This window comes from uncultured Porphyromonas sp. (genome assembly GCF_934359325.1).
Lineage (GTDB): Bacteria > Bacteroidota > Bacteroidia > Bacteroidales > Porphyromonadaceae > Porphyromonas_A.
This window is the reverse complement of record NZ_CAKRLH010000009.1, coordinates 1-21,738: the sequence shown is the minus strand read 5'-3', so window position 1 is coordinate 21,738 and position 21,738 is coordinate 1. Positions and strand designations below refer to the sequence as shown.

The following is a 21,738-nucleotide window of genomic DNA, read 5'->3' as shown; positions in this document are numbered from 1 at the left end:
GAGGCCTCCTGCTGCTTGGCCTGATCGCGCTTGCGCTGACGGAAGATCTTCTCTGGAGAGAGCCACTTATTCGTCGAGCCCAGCAGGGTGAGGAAGCGCCGGATATCGTCCTGGAAGAGGATCACCAGCACCAGCAGCCCCATCCCCATCATATAATCCATGATCCGCCCCATAAGGCGCATGCTGAGGATCCGGGAGAAAAGCACCCACATCATCACGAAGGTAATGATGCCGACGAGGAGCGTGCTATTGCCCCCCTTGCGCAGCGCCCTGAAGAGATAGTAGAGCAGGACGCTAAAGAGAAGTATGTCGAGTACGTCGACGAAATTAAAGGATAGCCACTCCATACATGCTAGGATACTACTTAGTCGACAGGCTTGGCGTCCTCGTCAGAGAGTCGGCGGAGCTCCTGATACATACGGACGCACTCCACGCACTCACGCACATCATGCACCCGCAGTATGTGTGCACCATGGAGGAGAGAGTAGGTGTTGAGGAAGGTGGTCCCATTCAGCGCCTCGAAGGGAGTGTACCCAAAGAGCTTATAGATCATACTCTTGCGGCTGATGCCTACGAGAAGCGGGTACCCGAGGTCGCCCCATTTGTCGATGTCCACCATCATTTCCCAGTTTTGCTCCGTGTTTTTCGAGAATCCAAATCCCGGATCTACGATGATATTCTCTTCCCGCATACCCAGCTCTCGTGCCTTCTGCATCTGACTGAGTAGCTCCGCTACAGCTCCGTCCGTGACACGACCATCGTAGTGGAGCTGCTTCTGCATAGTCTTGGGTGTCCCCCTCATATGCATCAGGATATAGGGGACGTCGAGCTGTGCGGCCGTCGGTAGCATCTCCGGATCGATTAGTCCTCCGGATATGTCGTTGATGATATCTGCGTCACCCTCCTCGATACACTTGCGAGCCACCTCCCCGCGGAAGGTGTCCACACTGACGATCACGTCTGGGTAGTGGCAGCGTATGGCGGTAAGCACCTCGCGCAGCCGACGCCACTCCTCCTCTGGAGAGACGTCGTCCGCATCGGGTCGGGAGGAGTAGCCCCCCACATCGATGATCTTAGCTCCCTCAGCGATGATCCTGTCGATACGCTCCTCGACAGCTTCCTCCCCCTGGATCCGGCTCCCGGCATAGAAGGAGTCCGGTGTATGATTGAGGATGCCCATGACGACGGGCTCCTCGGTGAGATCCAGGACTTGACCCCTGACACGCAGTGTGCAGTGCTGATCAGACTTCATGGTAGGTGAGTTTCTTATAAAACGATGACTAGGCGGCGACCTCTTGCGTCGCTCACAAAGCAAATCTAACTTTTTCCGCTCGGCTCCCCAAAATTGCTTGTATCCTATTCCTATCATAACTTCACTATACACTACCAGTCTATAGGAAATGAATGTGACTTTGTTGCAGAATGGCAGGTCAAATGCATTGGATCCAACCGTCTAAATCCGACCGTCTTCATAAGATGAATTTCGAGCAACTCAATAGTCTGGTTTCTAGATTAAAGTGATCCGCTAATTCTAATACCGGTATTAGTATTCACTATTACCGGTATTAGTGTCGACTAATACCGACTATAGTTTGGACTAATACCGGTATTAGTTTGATGGCATCACCATACGGCTTTGGAGCGACAGGTCTGTCCCGGATTATGAGGGTAGAGAAAAAAAGGTACATTTGTGTGTGGAAGGGTCGTGGCGGTCCCACAAAGAAGGCGCTCCTCCCATCGATCCCACTCAGAGTGACACTCACGGTGTCAGTAGTACGAAAGAATATAAATAATCACAAACTATAATCATATCATTGCTATGGCAGTATCGGAAAGCTTAATCGCCTCGGCACGTGAAAGGGCTCAGAAGTGGCTCTCTGAGGACTATGATGAGGAGACACGCCGTCAGGTGCAGCGGCTCCTGGACGCAGAGGATCCGGCGGAGTTGGTCGATGCCTTCTACCGGGATTTGGAGTTTGGCACCGGTGGCATGCGGGGCATCATGGGTGCCGGAACCAATCGTATGAATAAATACAATATCGGTGCTGCCACTCAGGGTCTCTCCAATTATATGATCAAGGAGTTTGGCGAGGACGCAGACCTTAAGGTGGTCGTAGGCTACGATGGACGCCACAATAGTACGACCTTTGCTCGTATCGTGGCTGATGTCTTCACTGCCAATGGCATCCGGGTCTTCCTCTTCAAGAGTCTCCGCCCCACGCCGATGATCTCCTATGCAATCCGTCACTTCGGCTGTCAGAGCGGAGGGATGGTAACCGCCTCACATAATCCGCGTGAGTACAATGGATTTAAGGTCTACTGGGAGGATGGTGCTCAGATCATTGCCCCTCATGACAAGAATATCATCGGAGAGGTCAATAAGATCCGTTCCGTGCGTGACATCAAGTTTGAGGGACGAGAGGACTTGATTACGATCATCGATGAGAGCTTCGATAAGCAATATATTGATGCTCTGCTGACTACCCGGCTGACTCCCGAGGCAATCAAGGCGCACCACGACCTCTGCATTGTCTACACTCCACTTCACGGCACCGGTAGCCAGATTAATGTCCGTGCCATGGAGGCTGCTGGATTTGATAACATTCATCCGGTCAAGGAGCAGATGGTGGTCGATGGGGACTTCCCTACTGTGGACTCACCAAATCCGGAAAACCCTGAGGCGATGAAGATGGCGCTGGATCTGGCTCATCAGGTGGATGCCGATCTCGTCCTTGCCTCGGATCCCGATGCGGATCGTCTCGCTGTGGGGTGTAAGGATAATGAGGGCAAGTATGTCCTCCTCACCGGCAACCAGACCTGCCTCCTCTATGCCTACTATGCGATCAAGCGTCATCAGGAGATCGGTGATCTGTCCGAGAGCGACTATCTCGTCAAGACTATCGTCACCACGGACCTGATCCGCAATGTGGCTGATGCCGGTCACGTAGAGCTCTACGACTGCTACACCGGATTCAAGTGGATTGCCAGCGTGATGAGGCAAAACGAGGGTACCCGTCGCTACCTCGGTGGTGGTGAGGAGAGTATCGGCTATCTCTGGGAGGACTTTGTCCGCGATAAGGACTCTGTCTCTGCCTGTATCATTATGGGAGAGATCTTTGCCTGGGCACTGGAGCAGGGCATGACACTCTATCAACTCCTCGATAAGATCTACCTCGAGTATGGCTATTCCGTCGAGAAGACCATCAGCGTGGTTCGCCCAGGTGTGACCGGTGCTCAGGAGATTGAGGATATGATGAAGAACTTCCGTCATCATCCTCTCCAGGAGCTTGCAGGCGAGCAGGTGACTGAGGTGCTGGACTACTCTACTCTTGAGGGCAGAGATCAGGTGAGTGGCGAGACCTACACACTTGACTTCCCCACCACGTCCAACGTCCTTCAGTTCTTCACCGCTAGCGGTACCAAGCTCTCTGTCCGCCCCTCGGGTACTGAGCCGAAGATCAAGTTTTACATCGAGGTGCATGCCACGCCTAAGAACCCTGATCAGCTGGCAGAGGTACGCCGTACCTGTGACGAGCGTGTAGAGGCGATCCGCAAGCAGCTCGATATCTGAGTGATTTAATCTAAGAAACAAAGGGATGGGAGAGCGGTGTGAACCTGTCTTTCCCATCCCTTCCTATGCTTGTCGGATGAAGGTCTGTATCGCTGAGAAACCCTCTGTAGCGCGCTCCATAGCCGCCGTCCTGGGTGCCAATGAGGCACACGACGGCTATATGGAGGGCAATGGATACCGGGTCACCTGGACCTTTGGTCACCTCTGTGAGCTGAAGGAGCCGGCTGAGTATGCTACACGGTGGCGGCGGTGGAGTCTCGTCCACCTGCCGATCGTGCCGGAGCGATTTGGGATCAAGCTCAAGAAAGATAACGGCATCAAGCACCAGTTTGATGTTATCTGCAGACTGGTATCTGAGGCTGACGAGGTGATCAACTGTGGCGATGCGGGTCAGGAGGGAGAGCTGATCCAGCGCTGGGTACTCCAGCTGGCTGACTGTAAGGCTCCGATCCGGCGTCTCTGGCTCTCGTCAATGACCGAGGAGGCGATCCGAGAGGGCTTCGATCACCTCCATGAGTCAGCCGAGTATGAGCGACTCTACTATGCCGGAATGACGCGTGCGATCGGAGACTGGCTCCTGGGGATCAATGCGACGCGACTCTATACGCTCAAGTATCGGTCGGGGGACTCTCGCCGTCTGCTATCTGTCGGACGTGTACAGACGCCGACACTTGCCCTTATCGTCGAGAGGGCGGAGGAAATAGAGCACTTCGTTCCGGAGCCCTACTGGGAGATCAAGACGATCTATAGGGAGACCGCCTTTGCCACTACCACTGGGCGTTACAGTACGGTTGATAAGGCGCAGAAGATATTGGATAAGATCACCGGGAAGCCTTTTTCTGTCACTAAGGTGACGAAGAAGAAAGGGAAGGAGACCCCGCCGCATCTCTTTGACCTTACCTCCCTCCAGATAGAGGCGAATAAGAAGCTGGGACTCTCAGCCGATGAGACTCTCCGCACCATCCAGGCGCTCTATGAACGCAAGCTGGTCACCTATCCGCGCGTAGATACGACCTATATCACTGAGGATGTCTACGCCAAGTGTCCCGAGATACTCAATAATCTCTACCGGCATCACAGGATGCTGAGCGACCTAATCTCCCCACTGGGGCATAAGAAACTCCGGAAGCTTAAGAGCGTCGTGGATAATAGTAAGGTGACCGACCACCACGCGATCATACCGACCGGCGAGGTAGGGGTGCTAACCACCAATGAGGAAGGACAGATCTACGACCTCATAGCGAGACGTTTCATCGCCGCCTTCTATCCCGATATGCAGTACGAGCAGACAACGGTCCAGGGAGCAGTCGAGGGGGTTCGCTTCCGAGCCAATGGGCGAGTGATCACCGATCCCGGGTGGCAGGCGGTGACGAAGCCCGACGAGGACAAGGAGTCTGCGGACGATGAGCCGTCCACGGCTGTGATGCCCTCCTTTGTCGAGGGAGAGCAGGGCCCGCACAAGCCACAGCTGCAGGAGAAGCAGACCCGCCCGCCGAGAGCCTACACAGAGGCGACACTGCTCAGGGCAATGGAGACTGCCGGTAAGCTCGTGGAGAGCGAGGAGATGAAGGAGGCGCTGAAGCAAAACGGTATCGGTCGCCCCTCAACACGTGCCGCCATCATCGAGACACTTCTCAGTCGTGGCTATATCCGCAAGCAGCGGAAGACTCTGCTCCCGACCCCACTTGGTAGGGAGCTGATCCATATCATCCGGGACGATATGCTCAAGAGTGTGGAGCTTACCGGTCAGTGGGAGCGGAAGCTGCGCCAGATCGAGAGTGGAGAGTACGATGCTCGCCAGTTCATTTCCGACCTGACGCAGAAGGTCACTCGTATGGTTGCTGAGGTGATCCGTGATCCTCGCACTATGAGTGCCCTGATCGAGGAGGAGAAGTCCTCTTCCTCGGGGGGAAAAGCAAAAAAGAAGAAACGACAGCGCCGCTCCTCCTCTAAGTCAGATAGATCTGATGATATTGTCCCCCATGAAGGAGACCTCTGTCCGAAGTGTCATGAGGGGCATCTCCTTCGTGGACGGACAGCCCTCGGATGCTCCAGGTATGCGGAGGGATGTGACTACCGATCTCCACTACCGCAGGAGGAACCTTAGATCAATCCGTACTCCACTTCCGTACAGACACGCTCGATCATAGCGTCCTTGCCGTAAGGATCGTAGTCAGCCTTGAGAGAAGCGCCGAAGAACTTGGCAAACATATTCCAGAATCCTGCCGCAAAGCCTCCCAGGAAGGAGTCGATCAGCTCGTAGGAGGTGCTATTGGTCTCCCTCGTAATCAGCTTCAGGAGGAGCTTGCCCTGTCGTAGAGTGAGCTTCTTCATCTCCGGCTTGTATTGCTCGTAGAGCTCCTTCTGCATCCGCTTGAGGTGAGCCTCACGAGCCTTATCATTGGGCAGTGTCAGGAGATACTCGTAGGTCTCCATCATTGTTTCATTCACCATCTTGGCGTAGGGGAGGGTGATCTTCACGTCTCTCACCAGGCGGTTATAGGCTCTGCGCTCCTCGGGGGTAGCATACTTCATCTCCCGATAGATAGAGACCGGACCGAGATTCACGGTTGGGAGGCTCTCGCCGTACTCCGTTCGCACCGGCACCAGGAAGCCCTTCACCTTCTTTCCCTCCATAGAGATCTCCTTCATCTCCTCGCGGAGAGACTCCTGTGCCTCTGCTACTGCTGATAGTTGCATTAGGATGAGGAGCGATAGGAGGATACGTAGCTTGAGAGGATGCACTAGTAGATAGTTCATAGTTCTTGAGTTGAGGACGTGTGGTACGCCCCTTAATCACGGCACAAATATACGCAAAATGCCCCCTCATAGTTCTCCCAATCGCTGATTATAAGGGAGATTTAGGAAAAAGGAGGAAGTATAGTCTTTTTTACAATATAAGAAGTGTCCCCGCCATCACCGCCATACCTGAGATCACGCCCAGGATCGCCTGATGGTGCTTCCCATACCGCTCTGCTGCGGGGAGCAGCTCATCGAGAGAGATGTAGATCATCACGCCGGCGATGACTGCATTGGTGGTGTGGAGTAGGGCGGGTGTCAGGTAGGGCTGCAGGAAGAGGTAGCCCACCAGTGCGCCGATCGGCTCAGCCAGTCCCGAGAGGACACCGAGGAGAAGTGCCCGTGAGCGGCTCCCCGTGGCGTAATAGATCAGGACGGAGACGGAGATGCCCTCTGGTATATTGTGGATCATGATTGCCAGCATGATCGGCAGGGCGGTGGTGGGGGACGAAAGAGCGGAGAGGAAGGTGACCATTCCCTCTGGGAAGTTGTGCAGCGTGATGATGAGACAGCTCATCAGCCCGATCCTCCTCAGCCCCTCCATAGAGTGATCCTCGCCAGCACGCATCTCCTCCACGCCGTGGATCTCGTGGGGATTCTCCGTCTCGGGGATCGCCAGGTCGATCAACAGTGTCGCCAGGATACCTCCGAAGAATGCCAGCACCGCATACAGCTCCCCCACCGGTCCCCACGTCTCCACGAGAGAGACCCTCGCCTGAGACAGCAGCTCCACGAAGGAGATATAGATCATCACCCCGGCGGAGAGTCCGAGACCGATGCAGAGGAGCGACTTATTGGTTCGCTTAGAGAGGACAGCGATCACGGCGCCGATGCCGGTGGAGAGCCCTGCGAGCAGGGTCATCATCAGGGCGATGGTAAAATTGCCTTCCATAAGAGATCAGTGGTGCATCAGAGCCATAGTCAGTCCCATGAAGAGCAGACCCAAGAGGATCCCAAAGATGGATGCGTGGCGCCTGCCGTAGCTGTATGAAGCGGGGATCAGCTCATCAAAGGAGACGTAAACCATAATACCGGCAATAAGGGCGAGCATCAGTCCGAGGAAGAGAGGCGACTCCATCGGTGCGGTGAGGAAAGCTCCCAGGACAGCCCCGATCAGCTCCATAACCCCAGAGAGAAGGCAGACCAGCAGCGCCCTCATACGCCCATACCCGGCATAGTATATAGGTATCGCTATCGAGAGACCGATGGGGATATTGTGCATGCTGACCGCCAGCATCACCGGAATCCCCTCGACCGGTGACTCTGTCGCCGTCAGGTAGAGCATCATTCCCTCAGGGATATTGTGGATCGAGATTGCAACTGCTGCCGCCAGAGCAGATATCAGCAGGGAGTGCTTCTCTTCGACATCCCCCGTAACCCTCATTCCGTTGTCGTGGTGCGAGCTCCCGGGCAGGAGCCTGTCGAGCAGCGCCATCACCACCATACCACCGGCGAAGCCCCCGAGTGCAAGGATATGTCCCCGCTCCCCGTAGAGCGAGACAAGCTCCTCGCACGACTCCGGCAGAAGTCCCTGCAGTGCGAGGTAAAGGAGGACGCCACCTGCCAGCCCCATCCCCAGGGCAAGAAGCCGCTCCTCATGCGCACCTCTTCTGCCGATGAGTGCCAAGGCGCCCCCGATAGGTGTCGCCATACCGGCTCCCAGAGTCAGCAGCAGAGCGTAAAGGTCAAGGCTCATCGGTAGGCTCAGTATCTATACTTCGACGTGGGAAGAGTGTAGGAGTCCGTCTCGCCCTCCTCAGCCTTCATCGCTAGCGTGTCTCTCAGCTTATCGAGTCCGATCCTGTGGGATCCCTTCAGCAGCCAGACGCTCTCATCCGGCACCTCGATCACCTCCAGGAACGACCGAAGTCCCTCTATGTCTCGGAAGGCCATCGTCTCCGGAGAGGCTAGTCGGCAGAAGGTCTCACCCACATAGAGCGTCGTGATCTCCGGCTCCCCCTCCATCAGTCTCATGATCTCCCGATGCTCCTCATCGGACGCCTCTCCTAGCTCCAGCATATCCCCAAGGATGGCAAACTTTGCCGGCTCCGGTGCGGTAAAGAGATTCTCAATGGCCGCCCGCATCGAGGAGGGGTTAGCATTGTAGGCATCCATGATTAGCGAGATATGGCGCGGCAGCCTGACCACCTGAGAGCGGTCGTTGGTCGGTGTGTAGGACTCGATCGCATTGGCAATCGACGGCATGGTGAGCCCAAAGGTTACCCCTACGGCAAAGGCTGCGAGGACGTTGTGGTAATTGTACCGTCCCACTAAGTGGGTCTTGACCTCCTGCACCCCCAGACTGCAGCTGATGCGGAGGGAGAGGTAAGGCTGCTCCCTCAAGATCGTCGCCCTAAAGTCCGGCTCCCTCTCATAGGATCCGTCCGCCAGACCATAGGTCACCTGAGCTCTGTCGTACCAGCGCTCCCGCAGGAGAGGGTCATCAAGATTGAGGAAAACGACTCCCTTGCTCTCGTAGGCTCTCTCGGCGAGGATGCTCTTCTCCCTCAGCGTCCCCTCCAGAGAGCCGAAGCCCTCGAGGTGCGCCTTCCCGATCCCTGTGATCAGAGCGTGGGTGGGGCGGGCGATGTCGGCGAGAGGAGTCATCTCCCCCGGGTGATTGATCCCTATCTCCACCACCGCTATCTCGTGCTCGGGCTGGAGGCGCAGGAGGGTGAGTGGCATGCCGAGGTGGTTATTATAGTTTCCCTCCGTGTAGAGGACCTTATACTTCTGAGCCAGGACGATGGCACAGAGCTCCTTCGTCGTGGTCTTGCCATTGCTGCCGGTGATGGCGATGAGGGGGATCCTGGAGCTCTCCCTGTGTCTCCGGGCGAGCTGCTGTAGTGCGAGGAGGGTATCCTCGGTGTATATGCAGTGAGGGTAACGCTCCGCGAGAGTCGGATCTGAGACCAGAGCAGCGGCAGCACCCCGCTCCAGAGCCGCCGGTGCAAAGGTATTCCCGTCCACCCGCTCGCCGGGCAGTGCAACGAAGAAGTCCCCCTTCTCTACCTTCCGCGAGTCGGTGCAGATGGAGGGGTGGCGTAGGAAGACTTGGTACAGCTCCTCTATATTTATATTCTGACTATTCATATATGGTATGGTCTCTTATACAGGTACAAAAATAGTCTAAAAGAGGTCCCCCCGCAAGTCAGAGAGATAGGAGGGCTTACCTCCCGGACGAGAGTCTGCGGTCTCGGTACCCTCATATGCTGCCATAAATCACACTTCTGACTAAACCCGGTATTAGTCATCACTATTACCGGGTTTAGTGATCACTAAACCCAGGTTTAGAATTCACCAAACTCTATCCAGCTCGATACGATACTCCCCCGCACCGGGGATCCCTGACGGGATCCGCATTACTCCGGCATAGGGGATGAGTGTGGCATCGTACAGGGGCGGGGTATCAGAGGAGGGGGAGCGACTGGTAAGCCCCTGCGGGATCCGGCGGGCGCTGTAAATCTCAAGTGAGTCAGCCCTGGGCATGCGGGCAGTCTCTTGTGGGAGAGACCACAGTCCCGATGGGGTGGAACTCCAGTCCCGATGGGGTGGAACTCCAGTCCCAATGGGGTGGGACTACAGTCCCAATGGAGTGGGACTCCAGGGGTGACGCATTTGATCTCCATACGAGTAGGAGAAGTGATATTTTTTGGTACCTTTCTACCATGATTGAGTATATCAGTGGGAAGCTATCCTCCAAGACTCCGACATCTGTCGTACTGGAGGCGGGAGGCATTGGGTATCTGCTCAGTATCTCCCTCAATACGTACAACGCCCTCGACCGAATGGAGTCCGGCGAGGTGCGTCTCTATGTCCATGAGGTGATCCGTGAGGATGCCTACGAGCTCTATGGCTTTATGGACCTAAGCGAGCGCCAGATATTTCGCCTGATGATCGGTGTCTCCGGCATCGGTCCTGCGACGGGGCGACTGATCCTGAGTACCTTCTCCGCCAGAGACCTGGTCTCCATCATTGCCTCCGGGGACGACCGATCGCTGCAGAGCGTCAAGGGGATCGGATCCAAGACGGCTAAGCGGATGATCCTCGACCTGAAGGATAAGGTAGTGACAGAGATGGCTGACTATATGGCGGCGAGGGATCTCTCCGAGAGTGAGACCGTCACGCCGACTGCCCGCAAGGAGGTGCTGGAGGAGGCTGAGCAGGCCTTCGTCACACTCGGATATACGAAAGCTATGGCCCATAAGGTGATCGACAGGCTGGTCCGCGAGGATCCGGATATGAGCGTCAATGATATCATCCGAAATGGGCTGAAGATGATCTAAGTAACTTGCCGGGCGCTGATGAAGGGTCGTCTCATTCTCCTGCTCTCTCTGCTCGGACTGCTTGCCCCTCTGCCTGCTGTCGCCCAGCTGTCGGGCGATAGCGCGAGGACTACCTCCTCTCGGCTCAGCGTAACCTCCGGAGGCACGATCACCCTCTCCGTGGGGCAGACCACGATATGGGAGGATAATCCTCTCCTCCCTCAGGCTTATCGCAAGAGGACTGTCCCTCTCCTGGAGCATCAGGGTAACCTCCATACCAGCGTGCGCTATGGCGATCGGCTCTCTCTCGATCTGGACTACAATACCGATCGGGGGCTGAGCTCGTCCAAGAATAGGCTCAGACTGGGGTACAAGGGCGGGGAGTATGAGCTCCTTCAGTCACTGCAGGCGGGCAACATCAGCTACAGGAGTCATAATCCTCTGGTCTCGATGCCGTCTAATCTCTTCGGCGTCACGGGAGACCTCTGGCTCGGTCCGCTGCAGCTTCGCTTCCTGACCTCCATTCAGAGAGATAACGTCAGGCGGATGAGTGTCCGGAGGGGGAGACAGGTCTACCCCTTCGAGCTGAAGAGCTCGGACTATGAGGCTAATAAGCACTTCTTCCTCTCCGAGTATTTTGCCCAAAAGTACGATGCTGCGCTCCGGAAGCTTCCTCTCGTCTCAAGCGAGATCAAGATCCTCCGGGTCGCTGTCTGGATGGAGTCGGACAATACCTCCGACAATGGAGGGCTGGTGTCCCGGGTGACCGCCTACAGCACTCTGAGTAAGGAGGGCGAAGCACCTCCTGAGGGGAAGGGTGCGGGAGAGGGGGTGGAGATCCCTTACGCAGTCCGGCTGGATGAGGATGACTACGAGGTCAATCGTCTCCTCGGCTTTATTTCCCTAAAGTTCCCCATCGCTGATGCGAAAAGACTTGCCGTCGCCTATGAGTATCAGTATCAGGGGAGGATCATACGGGTCGGGAGCTTTGATGCTGATGCTGCCGGCACGATCACGGCTGCCCTCCTGGTCGATCGCGACAAGTCTCCCGCCTCGGAGCTCTGGCCGCTGATGATGAAGAATGGCTACTCCATAGGCGGCTCAGGGGGACTGACGGGACCGGAGGATCTGGAGGTGAAGCTGAGCTATGTGGAGCCCTCTACCGGTGTGCCGACAGAGATGACCCCGTCGGGTGAGTCCTGGATGAGATGGATGGGATGGGACCTGCAGGACAGCCGAGGGGTAGGGGGAGTCAGCGACGGGAGGTTTGACTACCATCCGGGGGTGACCGTGAGTGAGGAGATGGGTACCATCTTCCTCCCGAGGAGGGAGCCCTTCAGATCCCTTCCTCCGGGATATGAGCCATACGAGAGCTTGTATAAGGAGAGCCGGACGAGGGCTCGGGAACGACAGGATCTGGACCTCTTTAGGATTACCGGTGCGGTCTCGTCCCGATCCGACGGCATGGTCAGGATTGGTCATCGTGTCCCTAAGGGAAGCATTACCGCAGTCCAGGGGGGGCGGACGCTGGTAGAGGGATCTGACTATCAGGTCGACTACGACCAGGGAGAGCTTACCATACTGAGCTCCTCGGAGGAGCCGGTGGAGCTCTCCATCCCGGTGGAGTCACAGACGGAGATCAAGCGAAGGTCTCTCTTCGGCATAGAGGCTGAGCTGAAGCCGATTTCTCATCTTACCCTCGGCACCAGTCTCTATGGCTATATAGAGGATAGCGGGGACGAGAAGATGAGTATCCGGCAGGAGGATCTCCGTAATACCATGCTGGGGGCTCACCTCACCTACGACCATTCCTCCACATCGCTCTCACGGAGACTCGCAAGGATCAGTCAGACCTCGCCCGACCTCCCCAGCTCGCTTAGGATTCGGATGGCGTACGCTCATCTTATATCCGACTACAATATTTCCGGAAGGAGCGGTCAGATCGTAGTAGACGACTTCGAGGACGGCGGTAGTGCCGTTGATCTCACATCGCCCTTGAGATGGCAACTCTCTACTTGCGGGGAGAGTGATGCGGATCACAGAGCTCACTTGGCATGGTTTAGCGTCGACCCTCTCCTGGTAAGGGACGGTGCCCCGGGACAGCCGACCGGTCTCGCTCGCCGGCAGGATGTGAGGCGCCATCCCCTGGTGAGAGAGTACCGGGTGGAGGAGCTCTTCCCTCGACGGGATCTCAATCAGCTGGGGACGCAATTTGTCCGGATGCTCAACTTGTCCTACTATCCCGATGAGCGGGGCCCTTTCAACTACCGTACCGAGGGCTGGGTCGAGGGTGCCAAGCTTAGCCGTGCGACCGACAACTGGGCTGCCATAGCCACCCCGCTGGAGGTACATGATCTGGAGAAGGAGCACATCACCTCCCTGGAGCTGTGGCTGCTGGATCCTTACTACTCCGGACAGGATGTCCCTGAGGGAGACCTACTGATCGACCTCGGCCGCTTCTCTGAGGAGATCATACCGGATGGTGCACTGGACTTTGAGAGCAGTCTCCCGACTGTGACTACTCCCCACGGGAGACGAGCGGAGACGGTTCCACCGGTTCGCGCCTTCTCCTCAGATGGTATGGAGAGGCAGGATGTCGGGCTGGATGGGGTTTCGTCCCGTGAGGAGCAGGAGCTCTTTCCAGACTATCTCCGTTCCCTCACGAGCATTCTTGACCCGGCGGCATGGAGTAAGGGAGGTGTCACTCTCCCCGGCTCACCACTCGAGGATCCCTCGGGGGATGACTACCACTTCTACCTCGGTGAGCAGTGGGATCGCGCTGAGGCGGGGATCCTGGAGAGGTACAAGTACATCAACGGGACGGAGGGAAACTCCCTCCCGAGGCTCATCCAGGGGCACCCCTCTGCCTGGACCGATCTCCCGGACACTGAGGATCTCGATGGGGACGGCGTACTCACGACGAGGGAGAGCTTCTTCCGCTACCATCTCCGGCTCTCCCGTGAGGGACTTCAGCCCGGTGGCAAGTGGTACACCGGCGAGTCGGTGGTCCAGGAGGAGAGCGGGCAGTCCTCCAGATGGGTCAAGCTCACCATCCCGCTCTCCAGGTACGATGCTGCCGTGGGGATACATCCCGCTATGCAGGACATCAGTTCGGTGCGGCTCACCCTGAGACATTTTGAACAGCCGATTCATCTCAGGTGTGCTGCCATCAGGCTGGTCTCTTCTCCCTGGCGACCCTACACCTCGACCATAGACGACGGGCGGACCAATGCGGAGATCACCCTCCAGACGCACAGCCTGGAGGAGGACTCGGGGCGCTCTCCCATTCCCTACGTCTCTCCTAAGGGAGTGGCGAGAGACAGACGCTCCGGAGCACTCTCTCAAGTGAGGTACGATGAGAGAGCACTGGCGATCTCGATCCCGGATATGGCAAGGGACGAGGTGTCAGCGGTCTATCGATCCACTGACCTTGACCTTCGGCATTATCGACAGCTGGTACTCTATTCTCATGCCGAGGGAGGGGTGAGAGATAGGGATCTGGAGCTTTTCATAAGGCTGGGATCGGACTTTTCTTCCAATTATTACGAGTACTGCCAGTCTCTGCTGGTGACGCCGCAGAGGGACTACAGAGGGATGAGCAGTGGGGAGCTACAAGACATCGTATGGCCATCCGCCAATGTCCTGCGGATCGACCTTGACGAACTGATAGGGCTGAAAGAGGAGCGGGAGTCGTATGGCGGTGTGGACCGTAGTCAGGTCTTCACCAGAGGGCGGGTGTCGCTGAGGGGCTACCCTTCGCTGGGCAATGTGACGGCGATACTGATAGGTGTCAGGAATAAGAGTAGTGGACGGATCTCGGCAGAGGTGTGGGTGAATGAACTGTCGGTATCAGGTGCAGGGGAAATGTCGGGCGGTGCATGGCTCACGGATGTCAGTGCCACTCTCTCAGATCTCGGATCGGCAAGCCTGAAGGTGGGTCGTCAGAGTGCCGGCTATGGAGATATACGGAGTGATGTGAGACTGCAACAGCCGCTCTCTCATGCCTACTTCGACCTGGAGTCGATGATCGAGCTAGGTAAGCTGCTACCCGGGCGGTGGGGGGTACAGGCGCCGGTCAGATATACTGTGCAGGAGAGTCGAAGGACGCCGCACTATGACCCCTACGATACCGATCGACCCTACAGGGGAGGTGAGCCGATCTACTATGAGCACGCCGACCGTCTCAGTCTGAGTAACTGGAGAGTGAGACCTGAGAGGGAGAGCAGGCGCTCTAAGTCCGATCTGACCCTCACGTACGACTTAGAGCATCACCGGCGCAGAGATCCTCAGACACTGGATCGGAGCAGTCGGCGGATGCACTCCACCATTGACTACCTCAGCGAGAGCGGCACCGGGGACTATATACGGCTCCATAGTGGCTGGGACCGAATGTACGACTCATCTCTTCTGCCAACGCCCGGAGAGGAGATGGAGCACTCCCCTCAGGTCTATCACAACTGGCTATGGGATCGCTCGCTCGGGATAAAGTGGTCCCCCGTGACCTTCGGCTCGGTCACGATCCACAGCAATACCCTGGCACTTGTGGACGATACTCCGTCAAGCATTGATCATCGGGACAGGGATCTCCCCTTCCGCGTATTCTCAGAACAGATACTACGCTCAATTGCCGCCCTCGGTGCTACCGACAGGTATCAGAGCCGGTATACGCTTTCCCTTCATACTCCACCGATGCGTCCACGCCTCCTCCGTCCTGCTTACCTTAGTCTCACTTACAGTGGAGACTACTCCTGGAGGCGAGGTGTTATCGTGGGCGAGGAGAGCAGCGGACATACGATCCGCAACGATGGTAGGCTGGATCTGCTCATGAGGTACAACCTCGGTCAGTCGGCTGACAGCAGGAAGAGTCTCGGGGAAGTGCAGGTGAAGTATGGTCGCTATGGAGGAAGTACGATCCCGGGCTTCCTACCGGAGGCAGGGAAGGTCTTCGGGGTAGGGCACCAGGGGAGAGCGATCTCTCCTACGCTCGGGTATATGCTGGGGATAAGCGACTTCGCAGAGGAGATCAACCATGCAGTGAGGTCGAAGTGGGTCAAGGAGGATCCCACTCTTAGCCGACTCCCCTCCTACTTCGTCAAGGACGACCTCGCCTGTGACCTGCGTCTTCGTCCTCTCTCTGGTTTGAGCATCGACCTCTTCCTCAGTCAGGTCAGGAGTCGCTCCTATATATGTAGCGGTGACAGTGGAGAGGGGAAAGAGATGACGGGACGGCTCAGAATGTCTACCATTGGTCTTAGGAGGGATGCCACAGCAGAGATCTTGAGAGACTTGGCTGGTGATACTGACAGGGAAAGGGTCCTCGGGCTCTTCCGATCGCACTACCTCGTCAGCTCCAGGGAGCAAAAGGGGCTCCCCTCATCGCTTAACCTTCTTCCTAATTGGCTCATCACGCTGGATCTCGCCTCCATCTCCGATGCGATCCGATCCGTGACACCTCGCCTTGTAGTGAAACATCAGTATCAGGGGCTGCTCGAACTGCCGGACTACCGTCTGAGGAGCGATGCCGCTCCCGAGAGTCCATACGACCTTCAGACCATCACCACTTCGGACCACTTTGGTCCTCTGATCGGCGTAGACGCCACAGTCGGTAAGGGGCTCACGCTCTCGGCGGCCTATGTCTTCAGTAACTCCCGATCTCTTATGGTCGAGAGCCTGAGACTCCTCACGCAGAGCGACCGGCGCGGAGATCTCTCCCTCAGACATCAGCTCAGTCTACCTCCCCTCATCAGTTCAGGGATCCCCATACTCTCATCGTCCCGGACTTCACTGGAGAGCAACCTTAGCTATTCCTACACCCATACGTCGCTGGAGGAGGCAAGTATCCGGAGCGGCAGTCGGAGTAGGCTGCGCGGGCTGGACTCCCACAGCCTGAGGCTCACGCTGGACTACCACTGCTCCAATAGTCTCTCGCTAAGAGGCTTCTGGAGAGAGGAGATACGTAATCCCCTCGTGACCGGACACCAGTATCCCTACCGCAAGTCTAGCTACGGCGTGATGCTGATGCTGAGTCTCCGTCCTTAGTCGATGTCTCGGAGTGGTATGGCAGACGTCTGCTTGACCACCCCGAGCACAAAGACGCTGTCGAGGCTTCCGATGCTGTCGATGGTTCCCAGTTTATTGAGTACAAAATTCTGGTACTCGGACATATCGTGAGTCAGGATCTTCACCATAAAGTCGTAGTCGCCAGAGGTGTTATAGCACTCGACCACCTCGTCGAAGGCGATGATCTTATCCATGAAGTCCTGCCCCATCTCCTGTGCGTGCTTTTTGAGCTTAATGTTGCACCATACCTGGATGTTATTGCCGGTCTTCTCAGGGTTAAGGATGGCAACATACTTGCTGATGTAGCCCTCTTGCTCCATCTTTCGCTGTCTCTCAAAGACCGGCGACTGCGAGAGCCCAACGCGACCGGCTAGCTCTTTGGTGGTTATTTTACCGTTCTTCTGGAGCTCTCTGAGTATCTTGATGTCGATATTGTCTAAGGTGTAGCTCATAAAACTATTGTCTGCGTGATGAGAAAGTCTTGTTTCAAAAACAAAAATAAGCAAATCCTCGTCATTTTTAGATACATCCTGGATATTGATTACCAGGATGCATTTGTTGGGGAATGCATAAAATCGTACAATTGCCCCGTAATAGGTGGAGCCTCCGCCGTATTACACTCAAGAATCAATAGCGACTGGAGCCAATGGGCACACTAAAGGATCTGGGGGAGAGGGGAATCATACAGACACTCAGGGAGCTGACGAAGGAGCGTATGCCCGGGCTTGAGCTCGGGATGGGCGATGACTGTGCGATGTTTAGCTTCTACGACGATGCTTACTACTACCTTGTAACTACAGACATGATGATGGAGGGGGTCCACTATAGGTCAGGTGAGATGACGCCCTATCAGCTTGGTCAGCGCTCTCTGGCTGTAAATCTGAGCGACATAGCTGCGATGGGAGGGACACCCATTGCCAGCTTCCTCTCTCTGGCTCTCCCTCCCCACCTCGATGAGAGTTGGGTCAAGAGCTTTAGCAAGGGGTACGCCTATCTGACGAATAAGTATCACACCGCACTCCTCGGAGGTGACACAGTACGCAGCAATAGAGATGTGGTGGTCAGTGTGACCATCCTGGGAAAGATACTCAAGGGGAATGAGAAGACCAGGCAGATGGCTCAGTCAGGCGATCTGATAGTGGTCTCCGGTACGCTCGGGGACTCCGCTGCCGGACGCCTGATCGCAGAGGAGCGTAGTCGTAAGGTCGATGTAATGGGGACCGGGGAACAGACGTTCCTGCTCCAGAGATACTACGAGCCCTCTCCCAGGCTTTCACTCGGTCAGGAACTATCCAGGATCCCCGGTGTTCATGCTATGATGGATCTCTCGGATGGTCTGGTGTCGGATCTCCCCCATATCCTATCTCAGTCACATGTGGATGCCAGGATCCAGCTGGAACGGCTTCCCATCTCCGATGAGCTGGCTCGTGAGTGCACCAGACGAAAGAAGTGGAGTGCCGAGAGCCTGGCAGTGACCGGAGGAGATGACTATGAGCTCCTCTTCACGATCTCGGAGGATATGGTGGATCAGTTACCTCAGCCGGACAGGGAGCGCGGCATCCCCCCTCTTACCGTTATCGGATGGACCTGTCCAAGCGAGCAGAAGGAGCCGATGATCCACTGGGAGAGGAAGAAGAGACATGTCACGAGAGACTTCCGTCCCTACGATCACTTCCGCTGACCACATACCATAGTAAGAGAGTGTGCCCGTCTCCCGATCACCGGGGGTGGGCACACTCTCTGTTCTGCTGTGGGATGGGGGGACTAGAGCAGCTTGCTGAGCAGTCCTCTTATTTCATCGAAGGAGGTTGCTCTCATCACGATATCTCCCTCGGCATTGATCAGGAAGAGTGCAGGGACTGAGCTGATGTTGTACAGACCGATGAGGGACGAGTAGACTCCGTCCGTATCTCTGACGTTGTGCCAGGGCTGCTTGACCACTCTATTCTTCCACACATAGCTGTCCGCATCGAAGCTCACCTGGTAAACCCTTAGCCCGCGGGGTGAGTAGGTCTCGTAGAGACTCTCTATCTGACTCTGATAAGCTATGCTCCAGTCGGTGTCCATTGAGGTGAAACTGAGGAGTGTGACGTGCCCCTTAGCCACGTCTGAGAGGCTGATCTCCTGACCATTGATATCGGGGAGCGTGATGTCGAAGTAGCCGATGTGGCGCACCTCCCTGTTCGGCAGAGAGTCTGCCTGGGCGATCTGCCGGGCAGCCTGCTCCTGCTGCCGGACAACAGCGATCGATCGGAGGGCGAGGTTGTACAAGTGATCTCTACGCTCACTATTGGGGTAGAAGGTGTCGTAGACGTTAGCTACGGCAGCAAAGATCCTGGAGTCTTTCTTGTCGTAGATATTGAAGATAAGATTGCCGTCGATCTGCTGGAAGAGTGCGAAGTAGGCCACCGGGGACTTGGGATCCTCGAAGATCACCTTCTGTGCTATTTCCTTGTAGCTGCCGAGGATGCTGTCCCTGTGCTGAGCAAAGTCTGCATAGGATATGCTTCCATCATCGTACTTCTGTACCAGATGAGACATAGCAACATTGGCATCCAGCTGAGCCAGCCAGACGTGCTTGATCTTCTCTGCCGGTATGGAGCCCTCCACGGTATAGCCGGTGGCAAAGCTCTGAGCGTCACTATTGATCGTGATCGTCTCTATGGAGTCCACGCTGAAGGGGATCACCTGCTTGTCGAGTCTGAGACGATAAAACTCCGGATACTCCGGCGCATCAGCACTCATCTTATACTTGCCCCGCTCGTCCAGGACGGCGGAGTCGAGAGGCTCTATCGACGTGAGTCCCTGATGCTCCAGGTAGAGAGTCTTGCCGACCGCTCCCGTGATAGTTCCCTGGATCCTAAAGTCGCTCTTACTCCCACCGCAGGAGGAGAGCAGAAGTAGGATGCCAAGTGTGAAAGCCGTGCTAAGAGAGGTAAATGACGTGTTGCTCATTTTTGTACTGTAGTGTTAGTTGGCAGGAAATAGTGCCTTAATGGATAGCTGCTCGCTACCGGCAGTGACGTGGATGACCACCACACCGAGTCCCTCCAGCATACGCCTGTCGAGTATGGTAGCCCTGGAGGGTAGGGTGGCCGTGTAGACCTTTTGACCTGAGATGGTGTAGATGCCTAGCTCTGCCGTCTCGCTAACTCTGTCGGCGAGCTGCAGGAGGATCTGTTCAGGGGAGGTGCTTGTAAGGGAGAAGAGAGGGTAGGACCGCTCTGCCTGATCCTCCTCAGAGTCTCCGATAAGGGGATCCATCCAGAGGGCAATTGTCCCCTTGGTCAGTGTCCTGGGAGTCCACTTGTTGCCCGACTTGATCATCATCTGACCTCCCGCTCCACTATACTGCTGATGGAGGATGGAGACACCCTTAGGCAGTGACTGTGTCGGAATAGCCAGGATCAACTCTCCCCGGTCGGACAGCTCGATCGGCTGAGGAAAGGAGACGAAGACCTCTCGATACTTGAGATTATCCTGTCGCGAACTCAGTGTCCCCCGGATGATCTTGCTAAGATCCACCGGGATAGTCGCAGCGGGGCTCTCGCCTCCAGTATAGACCTCCAGGGTCATAGATACGTCCTCGCTCCCTAGCTCATTGGGCTTTACTTGAGACATATCCAGCATGACATAAGCTCCGTAGAGCTTGGTGTGGGGCTTTAGGAGGTAGTGCTCTCCGACGGCATCAGCACCGCCGAGGATCACCTCTGGTGTCAGCTGTGCTCCGGGACCTGAGAGTGAGTCTCCAGTCAGTGCAGAGGAGACATGAGTGATGCGACGTGCGCGGCTCCTGGGAGATCCGTAGGGATCCCTGCCGTCGCAAGTAAGGGTGGCTGCACCTCGTGGAGACAGGGCGCGAACGATGCTCTCGGTTGCTTCCCTCTTCTGCTCCCAGACATTGGCGAGAGAGAAGAAGTAGTCGGGAGCCTTGAGACCACACAACGACCGACCGGCAGACAGTCCGCCCATCACCCTCTGAGCTCTGTCGATCAGCGGCGAGCCGGAGGATCCGGCGGCAGTGGTACCCACGTCCCACACCGGCACTTCATAGTGCATATGGTCATCGAAGTAGTTTTGGTCAGTCTCACAGGTGATGTTGACCTTCACATCCCCATTGTAGTAATTGACCCTCTTCGTCATGGCGTAGGGGTGGTGGATGTTGATGTAATTACCCTGCGGGTGCTTCTCCGCTGTCCAGCCCATGTAGTAGGGACGATAGCTCTCGGGGGGAATATTATTCAGCCGGATGAGACAGGCATCAGTCGGCTTGTCGAAGCCCACCACCGTGGCGCCGCTCACCGACTGAGTCAGGTCAGGCATCACCTCTCCGCTGCATGAGGGTGACTCGTAATTAAAGATGGCAACCGTACGCTCCGCCTGCTGCACCACATCCATATGCCAGAAGTTGACGGACAGCACGTGTGCCGCTGTCAGGAGGTAGGGAGTGTTGTCTCCCTGAGTATTGCTAACCATGGTGCCGGTGCCGACACCTTCACCATTGATCACCACGACGACTACGGCTCGCTTCATCTCATCTAGCCCCGGCATACAGACTACCTCAGGAGTGCAGGTGAGAGCACTGCTCGCGCGACCAAAGTTGGAGCCAAAGGTGGCGCGCAGGTTGAGTGGTCGGATGCCGTGATTGACCTCCTTAAGTCGTAGCGATGGACTGCTGCCCGCGGGAGCCTGGACCTCGATCACCACGTCGTCTGTCTCGATCGGCTGCGTAGCGATGGTTCCGGAGCGACTGATATTCTGAGCACCGTATCCTCCGAGGACCTTACTGCCGTCGTCTGTGTAGATGAAGAGCAGAGATCCCTCCGGCAGGCTCACACGATCGAAGAAGAAGCTCAGACTCAGCGCACCGGGCGATGTAACCCTATACTGCCACACTTGTCGTCCATCGCTCAGTGTGGAGTGATGTCCCGATCGGATCAGGTCGATATCCGTCTCTTGCTTGTGTGCAAAGAGGTAGAGCCTGAGAGACTCCTTGTCCGCTGCCTCCATCGCAAGCAGAGCAGAGTCTCTGTCAAATGTGCC

14 protein-coding genes and 1 pseudogene are annotated in these 21,738 nt (G+C 56.3%); 5 read left to right on the top strand and 10 right to left on the bottom strand.

Features of this window, described 5'->3' with window-relative positions; genetic code table 11:
* Together Q0F21_RS01050 and folP are read right to left on the bottom strand one after the other, a co-directional pair.
* A pseudogene (locus Q0F21_RS01050) lies at positions 1–347 on the bottom strand (TIGR00159 family protein); the annotation flags it as partial.
* Positions 348–364: 17 nt separating this feature from the next.
* Complete coding sequence (folP, locus tag Q0F21_RS01045) at positions 365–1,252, bottom strand: dihydropteroate synthase (protein WP_297236552.1); 888 nt, start codon at positions 1,250–1,252, stop codon at positions 365–367.
* Between the two features lie 567 nt (positions 1,253–1,819).
* Here folP and Q0F21_RS01040 point away from each other — a divergent pair.
* Positions 1,820–3,571, top strand: coding sequence for a phospho-sugar mutase (locus Q0F21_RS01040; RefSeq protein ID WP_297236550.1), 1,752 nt, complete (start codon positions 1,820–1,822; stop codon positions 3,569–3,571).
* A gap of 76 nt (positions 3,572–3,647) precedes the next feature.
* Positions 3,648–5,678, top strand: a complete 2,031-nt coding sequence (locus Q0F21_RS01035) for a DNA topoisomerase 3 (protein WP_297236548.1) — start codon at positions 3,648–3,650, stop codon at positions 5,676–5,678.
* Here Q0F21_RS01035 and Q0F21_RS01030 read toward each other — a convergent pair.
* From Q0F21_RS01030 to Q0F21_RS01010, 5 genes are all read right to left on the bottom strand, one after another.
* Positions 5,675–6,208: a DUF4294 domain-containing protein gene (locus Q0F21_RS01030; protein WP_297132001.1), complete on the bottom strand. Its 534-nt coding sequence runs from the start codon at positions 6,206–6,208 to the stop codon at positions 5,675–5,677. The genes Q0F21_RS01035 and Q0F21_RS01030 overlap by 4 nt on opposite strands.
* Before the next feature lie 253 nt (positions 6,209–6,461).
* Positions 6,462–7,262: a zinc transporter ZupT gene (gene zupT, locus Q0F21_RS01025; protein WP_297236546.1), complete on the bottom strand. Its 801-nt coding sequence runs from the start codon at positions 7,260–7,262 to the stop codon at positions 6,462–6,464.
* 6 nt (positions 7,263–7,268) lie between these two features.
* The gene (locus Q0F21_RS01020; protein WP_297236544.1) at positions 7,269–8,066 is read right to left on the bottom strand and encodes a ZIP family metal transporter; all 798 of its coding nucleotides are present in this window, start codon (positions 8,064–8,066) and stop codon (positions 7,269–7,271) included.
* An 8-nt stretch (positions 8,067–8,074) separates the two neighbouring features.
* Positions 8,075–9,463 (bottom strand): UDP-N-acetylmuramoyl-tripeptide--D-alanyl-D-alanine ligase, encoded by a 1,389-nt coding sequence (gene murF, locus Q0F21_RS01015; protein ID WP_297236542.1) that lies wholly within the window; start codon positions 9,461–9,463, stop codon positions 8,075–8,077.
* A gap of 204 nt (positions 9,464–9,667) precedes the next feature.
* The gene (locus Q0F21_RS01010; protein WP_297236540.1) at positions 9,668–9,859 is read right to left on the bottom strand and encodes a hypothetical protein; all 192 of its coding nucleotides are present in this window, start codon (positions 9,857–9,859) and stop codon (positions 9,668–9,670) included.
* 179 nt (positions 9,860–10,038) lie between these two features.
* Between Q0F21_RS01010 and ruvA the strand changes: the two genes are divergently transcribed.
* Together ruvA and sprA are read left to right on the top strand one after the other, a co-directional pair.
* Positions 10,039–10,656, top strand: coding sequence for a Holliday junction branch migration protein RuvA (gene ruvA / locus Q0F21_RS01005; RefSeq protein ID WP_297236538.1), 618 nt, complete (start codon positions 10,039–10,041; stop codon positions 10,654–10,656).
* A gap of 18 nt (positions 10,657–10,674) precedes the next feature.
* Complete coding sequence (gene sprA / locus Q0F21_RS01000; protein WP_297236536.1) at positions 10,675–16,674, top strand: cell surface protein SprA; 6,000 nt, start codon at positions 10,675–10,677, stop codon at positions 16,672–16,674.
* On the opposite strand, the gene Q0F21_RS00995 is transcribed toward sprA, so the two are convergent.
* Complete coding sequence (locus Q0F21_RS00995) at positions 16,671–17,147, bottom strand: Lrp/AsnC family transcriptional regulator (protein ID WP_297236534.1); 477 nt, start codon at positions 17,145–17,147, stop codon at positions 16,671–16,673. The two genes, sprA and Q0F21_RS00995, sit on opposite strands and share 4 nt — an antisense overlap.
* Positions 17,148–17,341: 194 nt before the next feature.
* Here Q0F21_RS00995 and thiL point away from each other — a divergent pair, with 194 nt between their 5' ends.
* Positions 17,342–18,376, top strand: coding sequence for a thiamine-phosphate kinase (thiL, locus tag Q0F21_RS00990; protein WP_297236532.1), 1,035 nt, complete (start codon positions 17,342–17,344; stop codon positions 18,374–18,376).
* A gap of 83 nt (positions 18,377–18,459) precedes the next feature.
* Here thiL and Q0F21_RS00985 read toward each other — a convergent pair whose 3' ends face one another.
* Both Q0F21_RS00985 and Q0F21_RS00980 read right to left on the bottom strand, forming a co-directional pair.
* Positions 18,460–19,650 (bottom strand): TlpA disulfide reductase family protein, encoded by a 1,191-nt coding sequence (locus tag Q0F21_RS00985; protein WP_297236518.1) that lies wholly within the window; start codon positions 19,648–19,650, stop codon positions 18,460–18,462.
* A gap of 15 nt (positions 19,651–19,665) precedes the next feature.
* Positions 19,666–21,738, bottom strand: a 2,073-nt coding sequence (locus Q0F21_RS00980; RefSeq protein ID WP_297236516.1) for a trypsin-like peptidase domain-containing protein, incomplete at its 5' end; no start/stop codon positions are given.